At 71.0% G+C, this 22,156-nt stretch carries 26 protein-coding genes and 1 tRNA gene; 13 read left to right on the forward strand and 14 right to left on the reverse strand.

Going from position 1 to position 22,156, the window contains the following annotated elements:
• The first annotated feature begins 63 nt into the window (after positions 1 to 63).
• The gene (locus tag ABD295_RS19115) at positions 64 to 456 is read left to right on the forward strand and encodes a pilus assembly protein CpaE (RefSeq protein ID WP_344305406.1); all 393 of its coding nucleotides are present in this window, start codon (positions 64 to 66) and stop codon (positions 454 to 456) included.
• Between the two features lie 72 nt (positions 457 to 528).
• On the opposite strand, the gene ABD295_RS19120 is transcribed toward ABD295_RS19115, so the two are convergent.
• Positions 529 to 1,950, reverse strand: coding sequence for an MFS transporter (locus ABD295_RS19120; RefSeq protein ID WP_344305407.1), 1,422 nt, complete (start codon positions 1,948 to 1,950; stop codon positions 529 to 531).
• Between the two features lie 30 nt (positions 1,951 to 1,980).
• The gene (locus ABD295_RS19125; protein WP_344305408.1) at positions 1,981 to 2,454 is read right to left on the reverse strand and encodes a MarR family winged helix-turn-helix transcriptional regulator; all 474 of its coding nucleotides are present in this window, start codon (positions 2,452 to 2,454) and stop codon (positions 1,981 to 1,983) included.
• A gap of 77 nt (positions 2,455 to 2,531) precedes the next feature.
• Between ABD295_RS19125 and ABD295_RS19130 the strand changes: the two genes are divergently transcribed.
• Positions 2,532 to 3,704, forward strand: a complete 1,173-nt coding sequence (locus ABD295_RS19130) for an aminoglycoside phosphotransferase (RefSeq protein ID WP_344305409.1) — start codon at positions 2,532 to 2,534, stop codon at positions 3,702 to 3,704.
• A gap of 64 nt (positions 3,705 to 3,768) precedes the next feature.
• On the opposite strand, the gene ABD295_RS19135 is transcribed toward ABD295_RS19130, so the two are convergent.
• Both ABD295_RS19135 and ABD295_RS19140 read right to left on the reverse strand, forming a co-directional pair.
• Positions 3,769 to 4,347 carry a TetR/AcrR family transcriptional regulator gene (locus ABD295_RS19135; RefSeq protein WP_344305410.1) on the reverse strand — a complete coding sequence of 193 codons (579 nt, stop codon included), beginning with the start codon at positions 4,345 to 4,347 and terminating at the stop codon, positions 3,769 to 3,771.
• Between the two features lie 33 nt (positions 4,348 to 4,380).
• Positions 4,381 to 5,835, reverse strand: coding sequence for a fatty acid desaturase (locus ABD295_RS19140; protein WP_344305411.1), 1,455 nt, complete (start codon positions 5,833 to 5,835; stop codon positions 4,381 to 4,383).
• A gap of 157 nt (positions 5,836 to 5,992) precedes the next feature.
• Here ABD295_RS19140 and ppgK point away from each other — a divergent pair, with 157 nt between their 5' ends.
• Entirely contained in the window at positions 5,993 to 6,742 is a 750-nt protein-coding gene (gene ppgK, locus ABD295_RS19145; protein ID WP_344305412.1) for a polyphosphate--glucose phosphotransferase, read from the forward strand.
• 311 nt (positions 6,743 to 7,053) lie between these two features.
• On the opposite strand, the gene ABD295_RS19150 is transcribed toward ppgK, so the two are convergent.
• The 7 genes from ABD295_RS19150 to ABD295_RS19180 form a co-directional block, all read right to left on the reverse strand.
• Positions 7,054 to 7,887: an ABC transporter permease gene (locus ABD295_RS19150; RefSeq protein ID WP_344305413.1), complete on the reverse strand. Its 834-nt coding sequence runs from the start codon at positions 7,885 to 7,887 to the stop codon at positions 7,054 to 7,056.
• Positions 7,884 to 8,912, reverse strand: a complete 1,029-nt coding sequence (locus ABD295_RS19155) for an ATP-binding cassette domain-containing protein (protein WP_344305414.1) — start codon at positions 8,910 to 8,912, stop codon at positions 7,884 to 7,886. Before ABD295_RS19155 ends, ABD295_RS19150 begins: the two co-directional genes overlap by 4 nt.
• Positions 8,913 to 9,039: 127 nt before the next feature.
• Positions 9,040 to 9,816, reverse strand: a complete 777-nt coding sequence (locus ABD295_RS19160; protein ID WP_344305415.1) for a maleylpyruvate isomerase family mycothiol-dependent enzyme — start codon at positions 9,814 to 9,816, stop codon at positions 9,040 to 9,042.
• Between the two features lie 18 nt (positions 9,817 to 9,834).
• Positions 9,835 to 10,476: a PadR family transcriptional regulator gene (locus tag ABD295_RS19165; protein WP_344305416.1), complete on the reverse strand. Its 642-nt coding sequence runs from the start codon at positions 10,474 to 10,476 to the stop codon at positions 9,835 to 9,837.
• 108 nt (positions 10,477 to 10,584) lie between these two features.
• On the reverse strand, positions 10,585 to 11,967 hold the full coding sequence (locus ABD295_RS19170) for an NAD-dependent malic enzyme (protein WP_344305417.1): 1,383 nt from the start codon (positions 11,965 to 11,967) through the stop codon (positions 10,585 to 10,587).
• 127 nt (positions 11,968 to 12,094) lie between these two features.
• Positions 12,095 to 12,580: a glutathione peroxidase gene (locus tag ABD295_RS19175; RefSeq protein ID WP_344305418.1), complete on the reverse strand. Its 486-nt coding sequence runs from the start codon at positions 12,578 to 12,580 to the stop codon at positions 12,095 to 12,097.
• Between the two features lie 56 nt (positions 12,581 to 12,636).
• Entirely contained in the window at positions 12,637 to 13,311 is a 675-nt protein-coding gene (locus tag ABD295_RS19180) for a hypothetical protein (protein ID WP_344305419.1), read from the reverse strand.
• 133 nt (positions 13,312 to 13,444) lie between these two features.
• Here ABD295_RS19180 and ABD295_RS19185 point away from each other — a divergent pair, with 133 nt between their 5' ends.
• Genes ABD295_RS19185 through ABD295_RS19195 form a run of 3 tightly spaced genes read left to right on the forward strand, consistent with a single transcriptional unit; the run spans position 13,445 to position 15,396 of the window.
• Positions 13,445 to 13,603 carry a hypothetical protein gene (locus tag ABD295_RS19185; RefSeq protein WP_344305420.1) on the forward strand — a complete coding sequence of 53 codons (159 nt, stop codon included), beginning with the start codon at positions 13,445 to 13,447 and terminating at the stop codon, positions 13,601 to 13,603.
• 54 nt (positions 13,604 to 13,657) lie between these two features.
• Positions 13,658 to 14,590: an ABC transporter ATP-binding protein gene (locus ABD295_RS19190; protein WP_344305421.1), complete on the forward strand. Its 933-nt coding sequence runs from the start codon at positions 13,658 to 13,660 to the stop codon at positions 14,588 to 14,590.
• Complete coding sequence (locus ABD295_RS19195; protein WP_344305422.1) at positions 14,590 to 15,396, forward strand: hypothetical protein; 807 nt, start codon at positions 14,590 to 14,592, stop codon at positions 15,394 to 15,396. The genes ABD295_RS19190 and ABD295_RS19195 overlap by 1 nt, the downstream gene beginning before the upstream one ends.
• A gap of 13 nt (positions 15,397 to 15,409) precedes the next feature.
• Here the strand turns inward: ABD295_RS19195 and ABD295_RS19200 are convergent, their stop codons facing one another.
• A complete protein-coding gene (locus ABD295_RS19200; protein WP_344305423.1) occupies positions 15,410 to 16,249 on the reverse strand; it encodes a helix-turn-helix domain-containing protein in 840 nt (279 codons plus the stop codon).
• A 57-nt stretch (positions 16,250 to 16,306) separates the two neighbouring features.
• Between ABD295_RS19200 and ABD295_RS19205 the strand changes: the two genes are divergently transcribed.
• Together ABD295_RS19205 and ABD295_RS19210 are read left to right on the forward strand one after the other, a co-directional pair.
• Positions 16,307 to 16,486, forward strand: a complete 180-nt coding sequence (locus ABD295_RS19205) for a hypothetical protein (RefSeq protein WP_344305424.1) — start codon at positions 16,307 to 16,309, stop codon at positions 16,484 to 16,486.
• An 18-nt stretch (positions 16,487 to 16,504) separates the two neighbouring features.
• Positions 16,505 to 17,458, forward strand: a complete 954-nt coding sequence (locus ABD295_RS19210) for an acyl-ACP desaturase (RefSeq protein ID WP_344305425.1) — start codon at positions 16,505 to 16,507, stop codon at positions 17,456 to 17,458.
• Between the two features lie 34 nt (positions 17,459 to 17,492).
• On the opposite strand, the gene ABD295_RS19215 is transcribed toward ABD295_RS19210, so the two are convergent.
• On the reverse strand, positions 17,493 to 18,275 hold the full coding sequence (locus tag ABD295_RS19215) for a hypothetical protein (RefSeq protein ID WP_344305426.1): 783 nt from the start codon (positions 18,273 to 18,275) through the stop codon (positions 17,493 to 17,495).
• A 98-nt stretch (positions 18,276 to 18,373) separates the two neighbouring features.
• Here ABD295_RS19215 and ABD295_RS19220 point away from each other — a divergent pair, with 98 nt between their 5' ends.
• Genes ABD295_RS19220 through ABD295_RS19230 form a run of 3 tightly spaced genes read left to right on the forward strand, consistent with a single transcriptional unit; the run spans position 18,374 to position 20,444 of the window.
• Positions 18,374 to 18,931: a TetR/AcrR family transcriptional regulator gene (locus tag ABD295_RS19220; RefSeq protein ID WP_344305427.1), complete on the forward strand. Its 558-nt coding sequence runs from the start codon at positions 18,374 to 18,376 to the stop codon at positions 18,929 to 18,931.
• Positions 18,928 to 19,683 (forward strand): ABC transporter ATP-binding protein, encoded by a 756-nt coding sequence (locus ABD295_RS19225; RefSeq protein ID WP_344305428.1) that lies wholly within the window; start codon positions 18,928 to 18,930, stop codon positions 19,681 to 19,683. Before ABD295_RS19220 ends, ABD295_RS19225 begins: the two co-directional genes overlap by 4 nt.
• The gene (locus ABD295_RS19230) at positions 19,680 to 20,444 is read left to right on the forward strand and encodes an ABC transporter permease (protein WP_344305429.1); all 765 of its coding nucleotides are present in this window, start codon (positions 19,680 to 19,682) and stop codon (positions 20,442 to 20,444) included. Before ABD295_RS19225 ends, ABD295_RS19230 begins: the two co-directional genes overlap by 4 nt.
• A 143-nt stretch (positions 20,445 to 20,587) precedes the next feature.
• Here ABD295_RS19230 and ABD295_RS19235 read toward each other — a convergent pair.
• Positions 20,588 to 20,674: transfer RNA gene (locus ABD295_RS19235), tRNA-Leu, on the reverse strand.
• Positions 20,675 to 20,949: 275 nt separating this feature from the next.
• Here ABD295_RS19235 and ABD295_RS19240 point away from each other — a divergent pair.
• Together ABD295_RS19240 and ABD295_RS19245 are read left to right on the forward strand one after the other, a co-directional pair.
• On the forward strand, positions 20,950 to 21,684 hold the full coding sequence (locus ABD295_RS19240; protein ID WP_344305430.1) for an FHA domain-containing protein: 735 nt from the start codon (positions 20,950 to 20,952) through the stop codon (positions 21,682 to 21,684).
• On the forward strand, positions 21,677 to 22,156 hold the full coding sequence (locus ABD295_RS19245) for an FHA domain-containing protein FhaB/FipA (protein ID WP_344305431.1): 480 nt from the start codon (positions 21,677 to 21,679) through the stop codon (positions 22,154 to 22,156). Before ABD295_RS19240 ends, ABD295_RS19245 begins: the two co-directional genes overlap by 8 nt.

Here is a 22,156-nt window from a genome sequence, read left to right on the forward strand (position 1 = left end):
ACGAGCCTAGGCCCCACCAGGGGTTCGGGACAATGGGGGCGTGACTACGTCGTCTGCTGGTTCATGATCTCCCTCGACCTCGCGTCCCGGCTGGCCGTGGCGAGGGCGGCAGCGGGCCAGGACTGGAGCCCGTCCGCCGGCGACCGGTTCCACATCCCCGACCGCGACATCGACCAGGTCTTCGTCATCAGCGACATGACCATCGAGACCGCGCAGCTGCCGTCGGGGTTGCTGATCCGCTTCAACGGCACCACCGAGTGGGCCCTCGACTCCATCGAGGCCGCCGAGGTGGTCTGGCTGCCGCGCGAGGAGCAGCTGCGCGCCATGCTGGGCGACCGGTTCGTCGCGCTCGCTGTCGCCGACGAGGGCTGGGCCGTCACCCTCGCCGACGGGAGCAGGTACGCCGACGCGGACCCCGAGTGCGCCTACGCGCTGGCGGTCCTCGCCGCGGGGTGACCGGCCGAGCTCCTCGCCGGATCCTGGCTCTTCTTGACGGATGCTTCCGCGTAGAACGTCCGGTCTCCCCGCTCAGGCGGGCAGGCTCTCCGGGTCTCCGAGCAGCCTCGGGTTCCTGATGAGCAGCCAGGAGAAGAGGCCACCGGCGGCCAGCATGACCGCGCAGACCAGCATCGCCTTGTCGAAGCCGGCGTCCAGCGCGACGGGGTCGGCGTACTCCTCCCCGGTGAGCCCGACCGCGAGCGGTAGCGCCGCGACGGCGAGGAGCGAGCCCGCGCGGGCGACGGCGTTGTTGACGCCGCTGGCGATGCCGGCGTGCCGGTCGGGTGCGGCCGCGAGCACCGTCGCGGTCAGGGTGGCGACCATCAGGGCGAGCCCGAGCCCGAAGAGGGTCAGGGGCGGCAGCACGTGGGTCCAGTACGACGCGTCGCGGCTCACGACGGTCAGCCAGAGGGCACCGAGCGCCATCATCATCGGACCGACGCTCATGGGGATGCGCGGACCGATCCGGCTGCCGAGCTTGCCGCCCTTGCCCGCCAGGAACAGCATGCAGATCGTGATCGGCAGGGTGCCGACACCGGCGCGGAGCGCGCTGTACCCGAGCCCGGTCTGCAGCTGCAGCACGAGGAAGAAGGAGATCGCGCCGAGGGCGGCGTACACCAGCAGCGTCATCAGGTTGGCGGCGCTGAAGATGCGGTCGCCGAAGAGCGTGAGCGGCAGCATCGGGTGCCGGGTGCGCGCCTCACGCAGCAGGAACGCGACCGCCGCGGCAACACCGACGGCCGCCGACCACCAGGCGGCGGTGCTGCCCCACTCGATGAGGGCGTAGGTCGTGCCGCCGAGGGCGAGGGCGCCGAAGACGGCGCCCAACGTGTCGAGCCCCGGGGTCGTGTCCGGGTTGCGCGTCTCGGGCACCCAACGCCTCGCGACGAGGATCGTCGCGGCCGCGAGCGGCACGTTGACCAGGAAGATCAGGCGCCAGGAGGCGTAGTCGATCAGGGCACCGCCGATGAAGGGGCCGACGGCGAAGAAGATCGAGCCGAGCCCCGACCAGGTGCCGATCGCCTGACCGCGGTCCTCAGGCCGGAACGCGCCCTGGATCATCGCGAGGCTGCCGGGCGTGAGCAGCGCCGACCCCGCGCCCTGCAGCAGGCGGGCGGCGATCAGCGTCTCGGGATTGGGTGCGATGCCGCACAACAGTGACGCCGACGCGAACCAGATCGTGCCGATCACGAAGATCCGCCGTCGCCCGAAGCGGTCGCCGAGCGACCCGCCGAGCAGGATGAAAGAGGCGAGGGTGAGCAGGTAGCCGTTGTTGATCCACACGAGCTCGGCCAGGCTGGCGTCGAGCTCGGTGCCGATGGTCCTGAGCGCGATGTTGACGACGCTGCCGTCGAGCATCGCGAGGCCGGAGCCGAGCACGGCGGCCAGCACGATCATCCGGCCTTGCTGAGTGGAGAGCTCGACGCTGCTCGTCGAACCCGTGGTCGTCACCTGCTCAGGTTAGTGGTGGTCGGCAACCAGTCAGGGCGCCGACGTACGCCGCTCCTCGGAGTCGTTGTGCAGCGTGGTGAGGATCGCGCGCAGGGTCGCCCACTTGCGCGGACCGAGCCGCTCCTGCCAGTCGGCCTCGATCGCGCTGATCACCTTCTCTGCCGCGACCACGGCGGCACGCCCGCGCCTGGTGGGCTTGAGGATGCGCACCCTCCGGTCGGCCGGGTCCCGCAGGCTCTCGACGAGACCGCGGTCCTCGAGGACGTTGGCGAACTCGCCCAGCGCCTGCTTGGTCATGCCGACGCGCTCGGCGAGGTCGGTGACCCTCATGCCGTCGGCCGGCATCAGGGACAGCATCCGGATGTGCGAGGCGCGGAGGCCGCGCGCGGCGGGCGGGCCCTCCCGTCCCGACATGCGGGCGTGCATGTCGCGGCGGAACCCGTCCATCACCAGGCCGAGCAGGCTGATGATGTGGTCGGGGAAATCGCCCTTGACCTCAGTCATAAGGCAACCTTACTATCAACGAGACAGTAAGGAAACCTGACCAACTGCCGACATGACAAGAGGCCCGAGGAGATCCGTTGGGACGGACACCTGACCAGCTCGGCCAGGCCAGGCCGTACTCGCTCGACGAGCTCCTCGGCGACGACCTGGAGCTCGACGAGCTGGTGACGCGGGCCCTCGGCCACGACGGTGCGGGCGCGACGTTCGAGGTCGTGGGCTACAGCTTCGGCTCGCCCGCGACAGGAGGGCTCTACCGGCTGCGCGGTCCCCAGGACCCGGGCTGGTCGATCTTCTGCAAGGTGCTGCAGCACCCGAAGCACTGGCCGGTGCTGCACCTGCTGCCGCCCTCGTCCCAGGAGCAGTTCCTGGCCGAGTTCCCCTGGCGCATCGAGCTCGACCTGTGGGAGCCGGCGGTGCTCGCGTCGCTGCCGGCCGGCGTGCGCGCCCCCGAGCTGCACCGTGTCATCGACCTCGGCGACGACCGGCTCGCCGTCTGGATGGAGGACGTCGAGGAGTCGGCGACGCCGTGGGACCTGGACCGCTACCGCCGGGCCGCCGAGCTGCTCGGCCGGTGGAACGCGCGCTCGCGGACCGCCGAGCTGCTCGGACCGTTCCCTCCCGGCTACGCATTAAGGATGTATGCCCAGGACGCCGTCGTCACACGTGGGCTCGGTCCTCTCGGCGACGACGAGCTGTGGTCCCACGCGTGGCTCGCGGGTCACGCCGACCTGCGGGCACGGCTGGTCGCGCTCGGCCAGCAGATCCCTGAGCTCCTCGACCGCCTCGACGCGCTGCCGCAGGCCATGCCGCACGGCGATGCGTCCCCGCAGAACCTGCTCGTCCCCGCGTCCGACCCGGGCACGTTCGTCGTGATCGACGTTGGCATGCGCACGCCGCACGCGCTGGGCTTCGACCTCGGCCAGCTGCTGGTCGGGCTCGTGCACGCGGGCACCGTCCCCGCGTCCGACCTGCCGGCGATCGCCGACGCGATCCTGCCGGCGTACGTCGCCGGGCTGGCCGCCGAGGGCGACCCGACGACGCCCGAGCAGGTCCGGGAGGGATTCGCGATCTCGGCGATGCTGCGCAGCGGCTTCGACTCGTTCCTCTACGACCTGCTCTCCGACCCGACCCCGGACAACGAGCACTGCTTTGCCGAGCGGGTTGCCCTCTGCCGCTTCCTCGCCGAGCAGCTGGCAGCGACGGAGGAGCTGGCAGCGTCGCGAGGTGAGGTCGAGCAGCCCCGCGACTGAGCCTGCGAAGTCGCGCAAGGGCGTGTCGAGACCCGGTGAGAGGAACGGCAACGGCAGGGACGCCTCAGGGTCTGAGCGCCCGCCCCGCCAGCCAGGCGATGTTCTCGGCGGTCTCCGCGGGAGGTCCGGACGGGTGGATGACGTGCGAGAGCACCGTGCGCACGACCATGTCGATGGCGGCATCGAGGTGGACGGCGTCGACGCCGACGGCGTACGCCGCCAGCCTGCCCGCCACGACCGCGTGAGCGGTGTGCACGAGCGCGTCCGACTCCGTGGTCAGCAGGGGGAGCAGGTCCGACTCGGCGCCGTACGCCGACGACACCACCGCCTGCAACAGCGCGTTGCGCTCCGCTTCGACCAGCACCTCGTTGACGGCGGCGCGGATCGCGTCGACCAGGTCGTCGGGGTGCTGGTCGAAAGCGCGGTCCACCGCGGCGAGGAAGGTCGCCAGCTCGCGCAGCACCATGGCCTCGGCGAGCGCGGGCTTCGAGCCCATCTCGTTGTAGACCGTCTGCCGGCTCACGCCGACCCGGTCGGCGAGCTTGCTCATCGTCACGTTGGCCCAACCGACCTCGCAGGTCAGCTCGGCGGCAGCGGCGACGACGCGTTCGTTCATGGTGCGCATCTGGGGGGAGGCGGTCACGACCTCGATCATATGGAGGCCTCGCTCACGGGCTCACGCGTCCACTCGATCGACGGGCACGAAGTCGCCCTTCTCCCGCACGCCGCAGTCGGGGCAGCACCAGTCGGCGGGCACGTCGGCCCACGCCGTCCCGGCCGCGAAGCCCTCGTGCTCGTCGCCGGCCTCGACCTCGTAGGTGTAGCCGCAGCCGGGACAGCGCGCGGCGAGCACCTCAGCCTCCTCGGTGGTCGAGGTGGCGGCGACCTCCTCGACCACCGGTGAGGTGGCGACCACCGGGGACTTGGCGTACCTCGCGAGCAGCTCCTCGCGCTTGGACGGTTGGAGGTTCGCTCGGGTCACGTCGCCGTCGAAGTGGCGCAGCACCCGCGGGTCCATCACGCGGCGCCACACCGGCGGCAGGATCGCGAGGACGATCATGCCGGCGTACCCGGTCGGCAGCACCGGCGACTCCTCGAAGTCGCGCAACGCCTGGTAGCGCCGGGTCGGGTTGGCGTGATGGTCGCTGTGCCGCTGCAGGTGGTAGAGCAGCACGTTGGTCGCGATGTTGTTGGAGTTCCACGAGTGTGACGGGTCCACGCGCTCGTAGCGCTGCCGGTCACCGACGCCCACCTTCTGCCGCAGCATCCCGTAGTGCTCCATGTAGTTGACGACCTCGAGCAGCGAGAAGCCGACGACCGCCTGGAGCACGAGGTACGGCGCGATGCCGGCGCCGAGCCAGGCGATCAGCGCACCCCACAGCACCGCGGTCATCAGCCAGGCGTTCAGCACGTCGTTGCCGAGGCGCCACGGGTGCTGCTTCCTGCGCGCGTAGCGACGCTTCTCCAGACGCCACGCCGACTTCAGGGAGCCCCACACCGTGCGCGGCCAGAACGCGTAGAAGGTCTCCCCGAGCCGGGCCGACGCGGGGTCCTCGGGTGTGGCGACCCGGACGTGGTGACCGCGGTTGTGCTCGATGTAGAAGTGGCCGTACGCCACTTGCGCCAGCGCGATCTTGGAGAGCCACCGCTCGTTCGCCTCGCGCTTGTGGCCGAGCTCGTGAGCGGTGTTGATGCCGATGCCGCCGATGCAGCCGATCGAGATGGCCAGGCCGAGCTTGTCGACGACGCTCAGGTCGACCCCGGCGGGGTTCTCGGCCAGGAGGTAGAACGCGCCGACGAAGCCGGCGTACTGGATCGGCAGGAAGAGGTAGGTGATCCAGCGGTAGTACTTGTCGTTCTCGAGCGCCTCGATCACGTCGTCGGGCGGGTTGGAGCGGTCGAGCCCGGCGATCAGGTCGATGGCGGGGACGATGCCGAGGATCACGATCGGGCCGAGCCAGAACCACACGCCCCAGCCCGTGACCGCGTGCATCCCGAAACCCACGAACGCCAGGCTGGGCACGACCAGTCCGATCAGCCAGAGGTAGCGCTTCTTGTCGCGCCAGGTGTCGGTCGATCCTGGCGGGACGGTGCTGTTGGCGACGGTGTCCTGGATGAGGGGGTCGGTCATGTGTTCCTCCGAGTAGCCGGTGGTCGAGCGAGGTCTCACCGGTGGTCGAACGAGGGCTCACCGGTGGTCGAGCGCAGTCGAGACCTTTACAACACCGTAGGAGTTGTACACCCACTTGACAAGAGGGTTGCATTTGTCAAGTGGCAGGATGCCGTGTGTGACGGGTCACCCCTTCGGCATCGACTTCGGCGGCACCGGCATCAAGGGCGCGCCGGTGGACCTCGACCAAGGCGACTTCGCCGAGGAGCGGGTGCGCTTCAAGACACCCTCGCCCGCGACGCCCGACGCGGTGGCCGAGGTGTTCGTCGAGCTGATCGGCGCCTTCGCCGACTCCGACGCCCCGGTCGGGGTGACCGTGCCCGGTGTCGTCCAGCACGGCGTCGTACGCTCCGCGGCCAACATCGACGAGGCCTGGATCGGCACCGACGCCGACGCGCTCTTCACCAAGGCCACTGGCCGCGACGTGCACGTCGTCAACGACGCGGACGCGGCGGGGCTGGCCGAGGTGAGGTACGGCGCCGCACGTGGCGTGCCGGGTCTGGTCATCGTGACCACGCTCGGCACCGGCATCGGGTCGGCGATGATCATGGACGGCAGGCTGGTGCCCAACTCCGAGCTCGGCCACCTCGAGATCGACGGCCACGACGCGGAGTCCCGCGCGGCCAACAGCGCCCGCGAGCGCGAGGAGCTCTCGTGGGAGGAGTGGGCGGAGCGGCTCGACCGCTACTACAGCAAGGTCGAGGCGCTCTTCTCCCCCGACCTCTTCGTCGTCGGCGGCGGGGTGAGCAAGCGCTCCGAGGAGTTCCTGCCGCTGCTCGACCTGCGGACCCGGATCATCCCCGCCACCCTGCTCAACCGCGCCGGCGTCGTGGGGGCCGCGCTGTACGCCTCGGAGTCGGCCAGCTAGGCGGTGTGGTCTCGACTCCGCTCGACCACCGGTGGTCGAGCAGCCACCGGTGGTCGAGCAGCGAGCGGAGCGAGCGGCCAGTCGAGACCCACCGGTGGTCGAGCAGCCACCGGTGGTCGAGCAGCGAGCGGAGCGAGCGGCTAGTCGAGACCCACCGGTGGTCGAGCAGCCACCGGTGGTCGAGCAGCGAGCGGAGCGAGCGGCTAGTCGAGACCCACCGGTGGTCGAGCAGCCACCGGTGGTCGAGCAGCCACCGGTGGTCGAGCAGCGAGCGGAGCGAGCGGCTAGTCGAGACCACCGCCCGGATGCGACTAGCTGTTCTCCTTGCGGAAGGTCGACGTCCCCCACCAGAGCGCCAGGACGAAGAGCACGACCGCCCAGCCGGTGCCCCAGAAGAGGCTGTTGCCGGGGAAGTCACCGCCGAAGCCGCCGCGCACGGCGTCGGTGATCCACCGGAACGGCATGAAGTCGCTGACCCGCTGGAGCCACTCGGGGCCGAGCGTCATCGGCAGCATGATCCCGCTGAGCAGCAGCACCGGCATCATCACCATGTTGATGACGGGCGCCATCACGTCCTCGGACTTGGTCGTCAACGCCAGCGCGTTGGAGGCGGCCGCGCACGCACCGCCCACCATGAGGGTCAGCGCCAGGCCGAAGACGATGCCGCCCGCGTCGCCGCGCATGCCCATCACCAGGCCCAGTCCGACCAGGATCAGCGCCTGCACCAGCAGCTGGGCCATGTCGCGCATCAGGCGCCCGGCGAGCAGCGCCACCCGCGACGCCGGCGTCACCCGCTCCGCCTCGACGACGCCCTCGCGCCACTCGGCGATCAGCCCGAAGCCGGCGAAGAACGCCCCGAACATGCCGAGCTGCACCAGCAGACCGGGCACCAGGAAGGTGAACTCGTTGTCCGGCGCCCCGGGGAACTGGCTCACGATCGGCTTGAGCAGCGGCCCGAAGAGGAAGAGGTAGAGCACCGGCTGCATGATCCCGATGAGCACCCACGCGGGGTTGCGGAGGTTCATCCGGATCTGGCGGCGGAAGACGACGAACGTCGACCGCCAGAAGCTCGGCTCGGCCAGGGTGACGCGACTGCGTCCGGTGCCGGCACTGCCGAGGGTGGGGTTGGTCGTCGACGTCGTCATGCCGGCACCCCTGTCTCCATCTCATCAGCCTTCTGCTCGTCGTCGTCCTGGTCACCGGCCTGCTCGGACTCGGCGTCGCGCAGCGACCGGCCGGTCAGGGTGAGGAACACGTCGTCGAGCGTCGGTCGGTGCACCTCGATCGAGTCGAGGGACACCCCGCCGGCCTCCAGGTCGCGCATCAGCCCGGGGATGGCGCGACCGGCACGCTCGACCCGGCCGCGGACGTGCCGACCGTCGACGTCGACGTCACCAGACAGCGTGCGCAGCCGCTCGACAGCCGGGGTCACCTGGTCGTCGCTCGAGACCTCGAGGATGACCAGGTCGCCGGCCACCTGCGACTTGAGGTTGTCACTGGTGTCGGACGCGACGATCCTGCCGCGGTCGATGATGACGATCCGGTCGCTGAGCGCGTCGGCCTCGTCGAGGTAGTGGGTGGTCAGGAAGACCGTCGCGCCGCGCTCGCTGCGCAGCTTGGCGATGTGCTCCCAGAGGTTGGCCCGCGCCTGCGGGTCCAGGCCGGTCGTCGGCTCGTCGAGGAAGACCAGCGTCGGGTCGTGGATCAGCCCCATCGCGATGTCGAGCCGGCGCTTCTGGCCGCCCGACATGTTCTTGGGCATCCGCTCCCACAGGCCCTCGAGCTGCAGCTCGTCGAAGAGCTGCTGGCCGCGGCGTACGGCGTCGGCCTTGGACATCCCGTACAGCATCCCGTGGTCCATGACCTCCTCACCCGCGCGGGCCGACGAGAACGTCGAGCCCGCCTGGGAGACGTAGCCGATCGAGCGGCGTACCTGCACCGCCTCCTCGACGATGTCGTAGCCGTTGACCGTGGCGGTGCCGGCCGTCGGACGCAGCAGCGTCACCAGCATCCGCAGGGTCGTGGTCTTGCCCGCCCCGTTGGGGCCGAGGAAGCCGACCACCTCGCCCTCGGCGACGTCGAGGTCGACGCCGTCGACGGCCTGGACGTCCTTCTTGTTCTTGCCCTGTCCGGTGTGGAAGGTCTGCACGAGTCCTCGTGCGGTGATCATGCGCTCCCCTGTCGTCGTTCCGAAGCATCGAGTGTTCAACGTTGAACACTCCGGTGTCAAACGATCCTCGTCGGATGTTCGTTCCCGGTCTTCGGACTCGCGCCGACAGCGAGAGTCATCGGTGGGGTCAGGACCAGGTGACCGTCGACTGGCTGCGCCACAGGTCGGCGAGGTCGGGGGTTGCCTCGACCTCGTCGGAGCGGTTCCACAGCGCGAGGTAGAGCGCGACCGACGGTGCGCGGAGCACCACGTCCGCCTCGTCGTCGCCGGCTTCGCGAGCGGAGGTACGCCGGGTGGTCACCGCCGGCCGGAGGCTCACGTCGAGGCGCCAGGACTCGTCGGCATCGGTCGGCACGACCAGCACGGTCGTCGGGTCCTCGCACCGCAGGCGCGAGTGGTTGCGGGTCAGGAAGCCGCCGAGCAGCTCGTCGATGCCGTCCCGGGCCAGCAGTGGATCGATCCACGTGTCGGCCGCGCGCGGCCGGCGACCGAGCGACGCGCTCAGGGCGTCGACGGCGTGCATCGTCGTCTCGTGGCACTGGCGCCGGGCCCAGAACCGTCGCGGCGGTGGGGCGTCGTTGAGGAACACGATCGTCCGCACGTCATCGTCGGCCGCCTCGATCGCGGCCACGACGCCCTCCGCGCCGGCGCGCAGCCACCCGATCGGGTCCGGGTGGTCCATCCCCTCGCGCTCGAAGGCCTCCGCCTCCACGCGCTCGCCGCGCAGCGACGCCGCCGCCCAGCGGTGCACCATCCCCTGGTGTGCGAGCAGGCGGCGTACGGTCCACTCCGGGCAGGTCGGCACCTCGGCCTCGAGCCCCGCGCGATCGGCGTGGGCGGCGAAGGCCGACACCGCAGCGCGTAGTCCGGCCAGGTGGTCGGACAAGGTCAGGGACGTGGGCACACCGGCGAGAGTGACACGTCAGCGGCCGAGAAGCGCGCGATATTTCTCCCGGTCCAGTGTCATCTGGTGCCCCGGATCGTCGGCCGGCGGCTGCCAGCCCCAGTCCTCGCCGGCCGCGAAACGCAGCCGTCCGGCCTTGATCTCGTCGATGGTCTCGCGCAGCCAACCCAGCTCGGCGATCGCGAGGTCCAGCCACAGCACCCAACCGCGCCGGGCGTGCGGCGGACCGTTCACCGGGTCGTCCTTGCCGCGCACGAACTCGTCCACCGCGCGCTCCAGCGCCGCCCGCCGGGCCACCAGGGCGCCGAGCACGTCGCGCCTGGGCAGCAGCGGCAGCAGCCCGAAGGCGATCGTGAACGCCGCCCGGTCGTAGGGATCGACCGTCTCCAGCGCCGCCAGCAGCGACCGCTCGAGCAGCGTGCGTCCCTCGGGCGTGACCTCGTAGACCGCAACCTCACGGGTGCCGTCGCGCAGGTCGGTGCGCGCGAGGAAACCTTCCGACGTCAGCGTCCCGAGCCCGTGGTAGATCGACCCGGGGTTGACGTTGGCCCACCTGTCGACCTGCCACGAGAGAAGCTCGCGGCGGATCTGGTAGCCGTTGACCGGCTCGAACATCGCCACGGCCCCGAGCAGGAGCATGCGGGTGTCGTGAGCGGCCATGGCGAGAGAGTACGACGGGCGCTTGACGGGCACTTCTCGCGCTCGGGGGGCAACACCCTGCCCGTCCAGACCGAGATGCCCCGGTCGATCGGGGAATCTCCCCACCCTTCAGTCGGCGGACTTCCCCGAGATCGCGGCCGCGACCCGCTTGGGCACGTCGGGGTGGAAGACGGACGGGATGATGAAGTTGGGGTTGAGCTCGTCGTCGCCGACCACGTGGGCGATGGCGTACGCCGCCCGCAGCAGCATGTCGGTGGTGATCTCGGAGGCGCGGGCGTCGAGCAGGCCGCGGAAGACGCCGGGGAAGGCCAGCACGTTGTTGATCTGGTTGGGGTAGTCGGAGCGGCCGCTGGCCACCACGGCGGCGTACTTCTCGGCCTCGGACGGGTCGACCTCGGGGTCGGGGTTGGCCAGGGCGAAGACGACCGACTGAGGGGCCATCTCCTTGATCCACTCGGGCTCGAGGATCTTGGGGGCCGAGACGCCGATGAAGACGTCGGCGCCCTGGAGGCCGTCGCGCAGCGTCCCGCGGACCTTGCGCGGGTTGGTACGCCGGGCGAGGTCGGCCTTCGCGGGGGCCAGCGACTCGTCGTCAACGCAGAGCAGACCCTCGATGTCGGAGACGACCACGTCGGTGGCGCCGCCCGCCATCAGCAGCGAGACGATCGCGGAGCCGGCGGCACCGCCGCCGGAGACGACGACGCGGGCGTCCTTCAGCTCCTTCTTCACGCAGCGCAGCGCGTTGGTGAGCGCGGCGAGGACGACGATCGCGGTGCCGTGCTGGTCGTCGTGGAAGACGGGGATGTCGAGCGACTTGCGCAGTCGCGCCTCGATCTCGAAGCACCGCGGCGCCGCGATGTCCTCGAGGTTGATGCCGCCGAAGCCCGGCGCGATCATCTCGACGGCCTTGACGATCTCGTCGGTGTCCTGGCTGGCCAGGCAGATCGGCCAGGCGTCGATGTTGGCGAACCGCTTGAACAGCGCCGCCTTGCCCTCCATGACCGGCAGCGCGGCCCCCGGACCGATGTTGCCGAGCCCGAGCACCGCCGACCCGTCGGTGACGACGGCGACGGAGTTGCCCTTGACCGTCAGGCGCGAGACGTCGGCGGGGTTGTTGTACAGCGCCATGCTCACCCGCCCGACGCCGGGCGTGTAGGCCATCGACAGGTCGTCGCGGTTCTTGAGCGGCACCTTGGAGTTGACCTCGATCTTGCCGCCGATGTGCAGCAGGAAGGTCCGATCGCTGACCTTGTAGACCTCGACGCTCGGCACCACGTCGACCGCGGCGACCAGCTTCTCGGAGTGTTCGGAGTCGCTGGCCGAGCAGGTGACGTCGAGGACCAGCCGGTCATGGCGCGACTCGGTGACGTCGATCGCGGTCACGATCCCGCCCGCGTGGCTGATCGCGGTCGCCACGGCCCCGACGATCCCGTGGTCGGGCGCCGTGTGCAGACGCATGGTGATGGAGTACGACGACGCGGTCACCGACATGTCGGCCACCTTGTCCCGGCTGCCGGGTTACGAGCAAGTAATGGTCGAAACGGTCGTGGGTTGCGGTTCGCCCTCGTCTCACTGCTTCGTGACGTCGCGTAGCGGCGCGGTGGGACGACAGCCGACCTCAGCCGGCGAGCGCGGCCTCGACGTCGCCGGCGAGCTTGGCGGGCTCGGTCGTCGGCGCGTAGCGCTTGATGACCTGGCCGTCGCGGCCGACCAGGAACTTGGCGAAGTTCCACTTGATCTTGTCGCCGAGCACGCCGGTCTTCTCGGAGCGCAACCACTGGAACAGCGGGTGGGCGTCGTCGCCGTTGACGTCGATCTTGGCGAACATCGGGAAGGTGACGCCGTAGTTCCGCTCGCAGAAGCTCGCGATCTCCGCCTCGTCGCCCGGCTCCTGATGGCCGAACTGGTCGCACGGGAAGCCGAGGACGGTGAAGCCGCGCGGGGCGAAGGAGTCGTAGAGCTCCTGGAGGCCTTGGTACTGCGGGGTCAGCCCGCACTCCGACGCGGTGTTGACCACCAGGACGACCTGGCCGTCGTAGTCCGCCAGATCGATCTCGCGACCGTCGAGCGAGGTCGCCTTGAAGTCCCCGAGAGTCGTCGGCATGCCTCCATCGTGACATCCGCACGGTGACGGTCCCGAATCCCGGGACCCGGTCCGGCTCAGACCAGCAGCCGCCCGCGGGCGGTCGCGCGCTCGCCGGGACCGGCCAGCACGGCGCGTCCGTCGAGCACCACCACCACCCGGCGGCGACCGGCGAGCAGCAGGACGTCGTGGTCGGTGACCTCGACGACGTCGCCGGTCACCTCGATGACGCCGGTGTCGTCCTCGTCGACGACGGCGGGCTCACCCGACGACGTACGCACGTCGCCGACCGCCTCGAGGCGCAGCAGCTCGGGCCTGCCGAACCGTCCGAACCGCCACAGCACGAAGAGGAAGCCGAGGAGCAGCAGATCGGCAACCAGGGTGAACCACAGCCCGGCGTACGCCGTGACCTGGCCGGCGGCCCGCGAGGTCAGCGGCTGGCCGTCGAGGACCCGGACACCGATCCGTTGCGCGGAGACGGCCTCGTCGTACGCCTCGCGGGTGACCTCACGGTTCTGCTCGAGGAGGGCATCGTCGGTGCCGTCGCGGACCGCGGACTCGGGGAGCCGGTAGCGGATCCAGTAGGCCGGGTCCGACTCGTCGCCGAGCACCTCGTCCTCGACGACCGTGGCCGTGACCTGCTCGCCGCTGCTCTGCACGCGGTAGCGGGTCCAGGTCGAGTGGGCCAGCGGCAAGTTGAGGAAGAGGACGAGCAGCACCAGGACGAGGCGCGACTTGGTCCGGCGGCTCACGCGGCGAACCCTACGGGCCGCAGGTCACGAGCCCGTCACAAAGCGCGTCATGGAGCGCGTCATGCAGCGCGCGTCACAGGCGTAACAGAGATGTCACCCGGGCGACCAGGGATTCCATCGTCTTGGGGAGGGCGTGATCGACGTCGACCTCGAGCGCTGGGAGGCCCGCCGCACCGAGACGACGGTGCGCTTCGCCTCCCGGGTGAGCGCGCTGCTCGCGTCTCGGCCCGACCTGCGCGGCATCTCGCCACTGGCCGACTCGGTCGAGGAAGCCGTGCGCTGGGCGGTCTGACCCCGCGGTGACCCGGTCGTCGAGACCCACCCGCCGGGGTGGAACGATTGCGCCATGACCTCCGGCGGACGCATCGAGATCACGGGTCTGACCAAGCGCTTCGGCTCCTTCGTGGCCGTCGACGACCTGACCTTCACCGTCGAGCCGGGTCGCATCACGGGCTTCCTGGGGCCCAACGGCGCCGGCAAGACGACCACGTTGCGGATGCTGCTCGGGCTGGTCAGTCCGACGTCAGGCAGCGCGACCATCGACGGCACGGCGTACCAGGACCTGGCCGACCCCTTGGGGACCGTCGGGGCCGCCCTCGAGGCGACCAACTTCCACCCGGGCCGCTCGGGTCGCGACCACCTGCGCGTGCTCGCGACCGCCGCCGGCATCCCCATCGCCCGCGTCGACGAGATGCTGGAGATGACCGGTATCCCCGCCTTCGCGCGCCGCCGCGCCGGCACCTACTCGTTGGGCATGCGGCAGCGGCTCGCCCTCGCCGCCGCCCTGCTCGGCGACCCGGGCGTGCTCATCCTCGACGAGCCCGCCAACGGGCTCGATCCCGAGGGCATCCACTGGCTGCGCGGCTTCCTGCGTCACCTGAGCACCGACCAGCACAAGACGATCCTGGTCTCCAGCCACCTCCTCCAGGAAGTCGAGCAGACCGTCGACGACGTCGTGATCATCGCCAACGGCGTCCTGGTCAAGCAGGGCGCGATGGCCGACATGCGCGGCGGCGGTGGTGCGGTCGTGCGCACGCCGGACCCCGCCCGCCTCTCCGAGGCGCTGGCCGGCCGCGGGCTGACGGCCACGCCCGGCAGTGACGGCGAGCTCGTCGTCGGCACCGAAGACCTGCGGCTGGTGGGCGAGGCCGCCCACGAGGCCGGGCTCCCTGTGTGGCAGCTGAGCCGCAAGGCGGCCGACCTCGAGGAGCTCTTCCTCGAGCTCACCTCGGGGACCAACCGCAACCTCGGGCCCGGCCCGACCGAAGGAGTGGCGTGATGCTGGCGAGCGTGCACGCGGAGCTGTTGAAGTTCTTCACCACCCGCCTGTGGTGGGGGATGGCGATCGGCGTCTTCGTGCTCGGCGCGGGGCTGTCGTTGCTGTTCGGCATCCTCTACACCTCCGAGTCGCTGCTGGAGACCGCAAGTGGGCCGGGCGGAGTGCCGACCGGCGACGCGACTCAGATCGCCAACAGCGTCTACACCGGCGGTCTCGGCTTCGCCTACTTGCTGCTCCTGTGCATCGGGGTGCTCAGCATCGGCATGGAGTACCGCCACAAGACGATCACCTCCACGTTCCTCACCGTGCCCAAGCGGGCCCGGGCGATGCTCGCGAAGGTGCTCGCGCTCCTCGTGATCGGCGGCGGCTACGGACTGCTCAGCCTGGTCGGCTCGGTTTCTGTGGGAGCGCTGGTGCTCAACCTGCGCGGCGAGGACCCCTTCCCGTCGACGGAGATCCTGCGCACGCTGGCCCTCTCGCTGCTGGTGCTCGGCCTGTGGGCGCTCATCGGCCTCGGGCTCGGCATCCTGATCCCCAACCAGGTCGCCGCGCTGATGATCGGCGTCGGGGTGGCGTGGATCGTCGAGCCGGTGCTGGGCTTCGCCATCAAGGCCACCGACTTCGGACGTGAGCACGTCGCGCCCTACCTGCCCTCCGAGGCGACGCAGGCGGTGGTCAACACCGTGCGGTCCTCGCCCGACGACGTCCGGTTGTCGTGGTACGCCGCCGCGCTGGTGCTCGCCGGCTGGGCTGCCCTGGCCGCGGGGCCGGGCATCCTGCGCGCCCTCCGCCAGGACGTGTCCTAGTCGGCCCTCGGCGTCAGCCCACGGCGGGCGGACGAGGCTCGGCGGCGTACTCGCCCGGCGTGAGGCCGGTGACCTTGCGGAAGTCGCGGGTCAGGTGCGCCTGGTCGGCGTACCCGAGGTCGGCGGCCACGCCCGCGAGGTCGGGTGTCCCGTCGCGCGCGAGCCGCTCGGCCACCTCCTGGAGCCGCCGCCGCTGGACCAGCCACTTGGGGCCGATGCCGATACGACGGGAGCACAGCCGCTGCAGGGTCCGCTCGCTCATGCCGAGGCCGTCGGCGAGCTGGTCCACCCTCAGCAGGTCGGAGTCGTCCTCGACGCGCTGCAGCAGGTCGTTGACCAGCAGGCCCTCCTCGTCGACCGGCAGCAGCGCCCGGAGCGTCGCCTCGACGAGCGCGACCGCTCGCTGGCGGGCGGCGGCGTCGCCGGGGTCGCGGCCCATGACCTCGCGCAGCGCCGGCACCAGACCGCTGTCGTGCACAGCGGCGACCGTGCTCGCGTCCACGACGGTGTCCAGCAGCTCGCGCACCGGTCGCCCGGTGAGCAGGAAGCCGGCCGCGGGCTGGAAGAGGACGCCGACCGCCCAGCCCGAACCGGCCAGCCGCTGGGTCGAGAGGCCGGTGCGCGGGCCGCTGAGGACGGCGTTCTCCGGACCGACCACGAGGACCGGCACGGGGTACTGCAGCACCCGCTGCACGGTCTCGCGGTCGTCGGCCAGGTCCCAGACCGGCAGCCAGTGCCGGCGTACGAGCGTCGCGAGGTCCTCGGAGGGCTCGTAGCGGTGGATCGGCGGGCTGAAACCCTGCGCGTCCCGCAGGTGGGCGGGCACCTCCGGGTCGATCGGCCGGGCGGGCACGTGTCGGATTCTTTCAATCGCGACCTAGGCCCGCCAGGCAGGGTGGCGGGTGTCGGGGTGGCGGGGTGGCGGGACACGCGGATCGAGACCGAGATGGACGACCTCGAGCGCAGCGTCGACACCCTGGGTGACAACCTCTACTCGCAGGGCGCGTGCAAGCCGGCGATCCCGGCGTCGCCAGGGGCGCCGCGGCAGGAGCGGCTGCTCGCGCGGATGGGGCGTACGCTCGCTGACTAGCCGAGCGAGGGAGCACCCGTGAGCACGACGAACCACCTGCTGGAGCAGCTCGAACCCGTCGTCGCTGAGAACCTCGACCGCCACCTGGGCATGGCGCAGGAGTGGCACCCGCACGACTACGTGCCGTGGAGCGAGGGTCGCGACTTCGCCTTCCTGGGCGGGGAGGACTGGGCGCCGGAGCAGTCGAGGCTGTCCGAGACCGCCAAGGCCGCGATGATCACCAACCTGCTCACCGAGGACAACCTGCCGTCGTACCACCGCGAGATCGCCACCCGGTTCGGTCGCGACGGGGCCTGGGGCACCTGGGTCGGACGCTGGACGGCCGAGGAGAACAGGCACGGCATCGCCATGCGCGACTACCTCGTCGTCACCCGCGGCGTGGACCCGGTCGAGCTCGAGCGCGCCCGGATGGACTACATGACGTCCGGCTACGACTCCGGCGACAAGACGTCGTTGGAGGCCGTGACCTACGTGTCCTTCCAGGAGCTCGCCACCCGGGTCTCGCACCGCAACACCGGCAAGGTGACCCAGGACCCGATCGCCGACCGGATGCTCGCCCGCATCTCCAAGGACGAGAACCTGCACATGGTCTTCTACCGCAACATCGTCGCGGCGGCGTTGGAGATCGCCCCCGACGAGACCATGCGGGCGATCGCCGACGAGGTCATCGGCTTCGAGATGCCCGGCGCGACCATGGCCGGTTTCCGGCGCAGCTCGATGATCATCGCCAAGGCCGGCATCTACGACCTCCGGCTGCACCACGACGACGTGATCATGCCGATCCTGCGGCACTGGGAGATCTTCGACCGCGACAACTTCACCAGCGTGGGCGAGCAGGCCCGCGACGAGCTCGCGGCCTTCTTGGAGGGTCTCGACGCCCAGGCGACGCGCTTCGTGGAGCGCCGGGCCGAGAGCCGCGCCCGCACCGCAGCCAAGTCCGACACGGACGAGACGCCCGACATCGCCTCATGAGGCGCGGCCTGCTCGGCACGCAGACGGGCGCGCCTCAGCTGTTGGTCGACGGCTGCTCGTCGTCCCCGTCGGACATCCCGCCGCCGAAATGGCCACCCATGGGACCGCCGAGGTCGAACGGGCCGCCACCCATCATGAGGCCACCTGGTCCGCCGATGACGCCCTCGTCGTAGGCCTTCAGCACCGACGCCTCGTCGGCCTCGGTGAGCGTGCCGTCCTCGACGGCGGCGTCCAGGCGCTCGACCAGGTCGGCCCTGGCCTCCTCGCGCACGTCGGCGAGACGCTCCTCGAGCGCTGCCTGGAAGTCGGCGTTGATCTCCTCGAGCGCAGCCTCGACGTCGGCCTTGTCGACATCGAGGGCTTCGGCGAGAGCGGTCGCGAAGGCGTCCTGGCGCTCCTCGATCTCGGCCTCGGTCGGCGGGGCGGGCCGCTCGCCTTGCTCCCGGTCCTCGCGGAACCTGTCGCGGAACTTGTCGCGGAACTCAGGGCCGTACTCCTCACGAACGTCGTCGAGCGCGTCCTCGACCTCGTCCTGGTCGACGCCGAGCTCCTCGGCCAACCGCTCGGCCAGGTCTTCGCCGAGGAGCCCGCCGGCCCGGAAGAGCCCGCGCTCACCCGGCCCAGCGCGGCCATCGTCGTCGGCGGTCGCGACCGCGATGCCGCCGGCCGTCAGGCCGAGGGCGGCGATGCCGCCCGCGACGCCGACGCGCACCCACGTCTTGCGCCGGTTGCCGACCGACGGTGGCGGCGCGGCGTAGGAGTAAGCCAGCGGCTCGGGCGTCGCCTGGTTCGGGTCACGGGTCGGCTCGGTGTCCATGACGACACGGTGGACCGCGAACCTGTCAGGAGCCTGTGGCCCGGCAAGGGAGGGCCTGGGTCTTGCAGGATCTTAGTGTTAGTGACTAACATTCACCCGTGACTACTGGCCGCTCAGCCCGCACCCGGGCGCTCCTCCAGGAGACCGCCCTCGGCCTGTTCGCCGAGCAGGGCTACGACGAGACCACGGTCGAGCAGATCGCCCGCGCGGCCGGCGTCAGCCACATGACGTTCTTCCGCCACTTCGCGACCAAGGACGCGGTCGTCCTCGACGACGGCTTCGACCCGGCCATCGCCGGGGCCGTCGCCGCCACGGAGGCCTCACTCCCCCCGCTCACCAGGGTGTGCGACGGACTGCGCGCCGCGCTCGACCACGTCGACGTCCCCGCGGACGACGTACGACGGCGGGTCCGGATCGCCTCGCAGCACCCAACCCTTCGCATGGGCATGTACGCGAACACCGAGGCGACCCGCGAAGCGATCGTCGGAGTGCTGCGCGAGGACGGCGCCGACGAGCTCGCTGCGCGGGTCGCCGCGGCCGCCGTCCTGGCCGCCCTCACCGTGGCCCTGCAGGAGTGGTCCCTCTCCGATGACAAGACGCCGATGAGCTCCCGCTTGCGCGCCGCCCTCGCCGTGGTCGACGGAGAGGCGCTGTGAGCGCGCTGGAGCTCCGCCGACTCAGCCACCGGTTCCGCGACCTGCCGGTGCTCGGCGGCGTCGACCTGCAGGTGGCTCCGGGTGAGGTGCATGCCTTGATCGGTTTCAACGGCGCCGGCAAGTCCACCCTCATGCGCGCGGCCCTGGGCATGCTGCGACCCGACGACGGCACGGTGCGTCTGTTCGGCGTGCCGGTCGCCGACGCCGACGCCGACGTCTGGAGCCGTGTCGGCCACTTCATCGACACGCCCTTCGCCTACCCCGAGCTGACCGTGCGCGAGAACTTGTGGGCGGCGGCCCGACTGCATGGTGTCCCGAGCAGCAGGGTCGGACCGACGGTGGACCACGTCGTCGCCGCGCTCGAGCTCGCGCCCTGGGCCCGGCGACGCGCGGGCACGCTCTCGCTGGGCAACCGGCAGCGGGTCGGACTGGCCAGCGCGTTGGCGCACCGTCCGCGGCTGCTGGTGCTCGACGAGCCGACCAACGCTCTCGACCCGTCAGGCGTGGCGCTGTTGCGGGAGCTGCTGCTCGGCGTCGCGCGCGACGGCGGGGCCGTGCTGGTCTCCAGCCATCACCTCGACGAGGTGGCCAGGATCGCCGACCGCGTCAGCGTCATCCACGCCGGTGCGATCGTCGGGGAGCTCGACCCGCACGGCGTCGACCTGGAGCGCGCGTTCTTCAGGATGGTGCACGCCGCCGACCAGGCCGCGAGAGACGTGGCCGAACCACACAGCAAGGAGGCGGTCACGTGAGCCCGGCGTACGACGTGGAGGTGCTCAAGCTGCGGCGATCGCGCGTGGTGCTCGTCGCCACGCTCGCGCTGGCACTGGTGCCCGCCGCCATGGCGCGGGGGTTCCTCGCTGCGGCCGAGCGCGGCGGCAACGACCCCGCGACCCTGAAGGCCCAGGCCATGCTCCCGGGCGACGGCTGGACGGGATACCTGGGCGGCCTGGTGCAGATCTACGCCACCGCCGGCGTGCTGGGCGTCGGCATCGTGGTCGGGTGGTGCTTCGGACGCGAGTACGCCGACCGCACCGTGGTGTCGCTCTACGCCTCCGCGACGCCCCGCTACGCGGTGACGCGCGCCAAGCTGGTCCTGCTCACCCTCTGGGCGACGGGGGTCGGTCTCGCCGCGGTGTCCTTCACCGGGCTGCTCGGGCTGGCGACCGGGCTCGGGATGCCCAGCGACGGCGAGAGGCAGACGGTCGCCCGGGTGCTGGTCCTGGCCGTGATGTCCGGGCTGCTCGCCCTCCCGGTGGCGCTCGCCGCCAGCATCGGCCGCGGCTACCTGGCAGCCGTCGGCGCGCTGCTCGTCCTCGTCGTGCTGGCCCAGGTCGCCACGATCGTCTCCGCCGGTGGGTGGTGGCCGTGGTCGGTGCCCGCGGTGTGGGCGATGGGTGACCAGGCCGGCATGCCGGCGGTCCCACCAGCCCGCTTGCTCGTCGTGCCGGCCGTCGCGCTCGCCGCCTCCGCCGTCACGGTGCGGTGGTGGCGGCACGCCGAGGTGGTCTGACCCCGGGCGCCGCCCCCTTGCGGCCTCGGCGTGACCGGTCTGCGCCAGGTCGAGTGCTCAGGTGGTCGCCATGGCAGCGACCTGAGCACTCGACCTCCCAAACGGCGAAGGGCCCCGAGGTCGATGACCCGGGGCCCTTCGGCTGGTGCGCGAGGGGGGAGTTGAACCCCCACGTCCTTTCGGACACACGGACCTGAACCGTGCGCGTCTGCCTATTCCGCCACTCGCGCGAGAAGCGGGCTCAGGGTATCCCAGCGACTTCGGGGGTCCCAAGTCGCCGTGGCGGTCGCCTCGCCGGGTCTCGTGACGGCCGTCGCACGACCTCCTCGACCGCCGATCTCGCTCGTCCCCGACCACCGGGGCACCGGTGCGGGTGCCAGGCGGGACGGGGCACCCCCGATAGCATCGGGACGACTCGGGGGAGGGTCCTGCGACGGCACCTGCCGATCGACGTACGGACCCGACCTGGACTGGATCGGACCGGACGAGCGGAGGAGGTGGCGTCGTGGGTGTCCTGCAGAGCTTCGAGCGTCGCCTGGAGAACATGATCTCGGGCGTCTTCGCGAGGGCGTTCCGCAGCGCCGTCCAGCCGGTCGAGATCTCCGCGGCCCTGCAGCGCGAGGTCGACAACAACGCGCAGATCCTCAGCCGTGACCGCCGCCTGGTGCCCAACGACTTCCACGTCGAGCTGTCCCACACCGACCTCGAACGGTTGGCGCCGTACGACAACGCGATGGCCAAGGACATGAGCGCCGCGCTGGAGCAGTACGCCGAGCAGCAGAGCTATGTCTTCCCGGGTCCCGTCGCGATCCACTACGAGGCCGCCGAGGACCTGTCCACCGGCCGGTTCCGCATCCGGAGCAAGGCCACCGCCAGCGTGACCGGCGAAGAGACCTACGACACCGGCATGATCAGGACGACCCGGGCCTACCTCGACGTCAACGGATCCCGCCACCCGCTGCGGCCGCCGGGGATCATCGTCGGCCGCGGCTCCGAGGCGCACGTGCGCATCAACGACCCGGGAGTGAGCCGTCAGCACGCGGAGTTCGCCGTCGCGATGACCCGCGACGGTGCGCTGCGGCTCAACGTGCGTGACCTGGGCTCGACCAACGGCATCACCGTCGACGGCCACCGGGTCACCAACGTCGCCGTCGGCGACGGCAGCCAGGTGACCATCGGCAAGACCACGATGACCGTGGTGGTCACCGAGTCCGGACAGGCAGGCGACGCCGATGTCTGAGCTGACGCTGCTGCTGATCCGCTTCGCCTACCTCGCGATCCTCTGGATCTTCGTCCTCTCCGCGATCTCGGTGATCCGCTCCGACATGTTCGGCGCCCGCGTCCCCGAGGCTGCTCGCGGTGCCGCCGGTCCCGCGCCGCGCAAGGCCGGCAGGGCCGCCAAGCCGGGCCGCCGCCGCGGTGCGCCCACGCACGTCCTGGTGGTCGAGGGCGGCAACGCCGGCGAGCGCGCCGAGCTCGACGAGGCGCCGCTGCTCATCGGCCGCGGCAACGACGCCGCGATCCGGCTGGACGACGACTACGTCTCGACCCGGCACGCCCGCATCGCCGCCTCAGGCGACCAGTGGTTCGTGGAGGACCTCGGCTCGACCAACGGCACGTACGTCGGCACGGCCCGCATCACCCAGCCGACCACCATCTCCCTCGGCACCCAGGTCCGCATCGGCAAGACCATCCTCGAGCTCAGGAAATAG

The organism is Nocardioides bigeumensis, from assembly GCF_039531755.1.
Classification (GTDB): domain Bacteria; phylum Actinomycetota; class Actinomycetes; order Propionibacteriales; family Nocardioidaceae; genus Nocardioides; species Nocardioides bigeumensis.

What these genes read in the sequence shown, in the direction of transcription:
- ABD295_RS19115 (WP_344305406.1), top strand. Translation starts at nt 64, where the DNA reads ATGATCTCCCTCGACCTCGCGTCCCGGCTGGCCGTGGCGAGGGCGGCA.
- ABD295_RS19125 (WP_344305408.1), bottom strand. Translation starts at nt 2,454, where the DNA reads ATGACTGAGGTCAAGGGCGATTTCCCCGACCACATCATCAGCCTGCTC.
- ABD295_RS19140 (WP_344305411.1), bottom strand. Translation starts at nt 5,835, where the DNA reads ATGACCGACCCCCTCATCCAGGACACCGTCGCCAACAGCACCGTCCCG.
- ABD295_RS19150 (WP_344305413.1), bottom strand. Translation starts at nt 7,887, where the DNA reads ATGACGACGTCGACGACCAACCCCACCCTCGGCAGTGCCGGCACCGGA.
- ABD295_RS19155 (WP_344305414.1), bottom strand. Translation starts at nt 8,912, where the DNA reads ATGATCACCGCACGAGGACTCGTGCAGACCTTCCACACCGGACAGGGC.
- ABD295_RS19165 (WP_344305416.1), bottom strand. Translation starts at nt 10,476, where the DNA reads ATGGCCGCTCACGACACCCGCATGCTCCTGCTCGGGGCCGTGGCGATG.
- ABD295_RS19170 (WP_344305417.1), bottom strand. Translation starts at nt 11,967, where the DNA reads ATGTCGGTGACCGCGTCGTCGTACTCCATCACCATGCGTCTGCACACG.
- ABD295_RS19175 (WP_344305418.1), bottom strand. Translation starts at nt 12,580, where the DNA reads ATGCCGACGACTCTCGGGGACTTCAAGGCGACCTCGCTCGACGGTCGC.
- ABD295_RS19190 (WP_344305421.1), top strand. Translation starts at nt 13,658, where the DNA reads ATGACCTCCGGCGGACGCATCGAGATCACGGGTCTGACCAAGCGCTTC.
- ABD295_RS19195 (WP_344305422.1), top strand. Translation starts at nt 14,590, where the DNA reads ATGCTGGCGAGCGTGCACGCGGAGCTGTTGAAGTTCTTCACCACCCGC.
- ABD295_RS19215 (WP_344305426.1), bottom strand. Translation starts at nt 18,275, where the DNA reads ATGGACACCGAGCCGACCCGTGACCCGAACCAGGCGACGCCCGAGCCG.
- ABD295_RS19245 (WP_344305431.1), top strand. Translation starts at nt 21,677, where the DNA reads ATGTCTGAGCTGACGCTGCTGCTGATCCGCTTCGCCTACCTCGCGATC.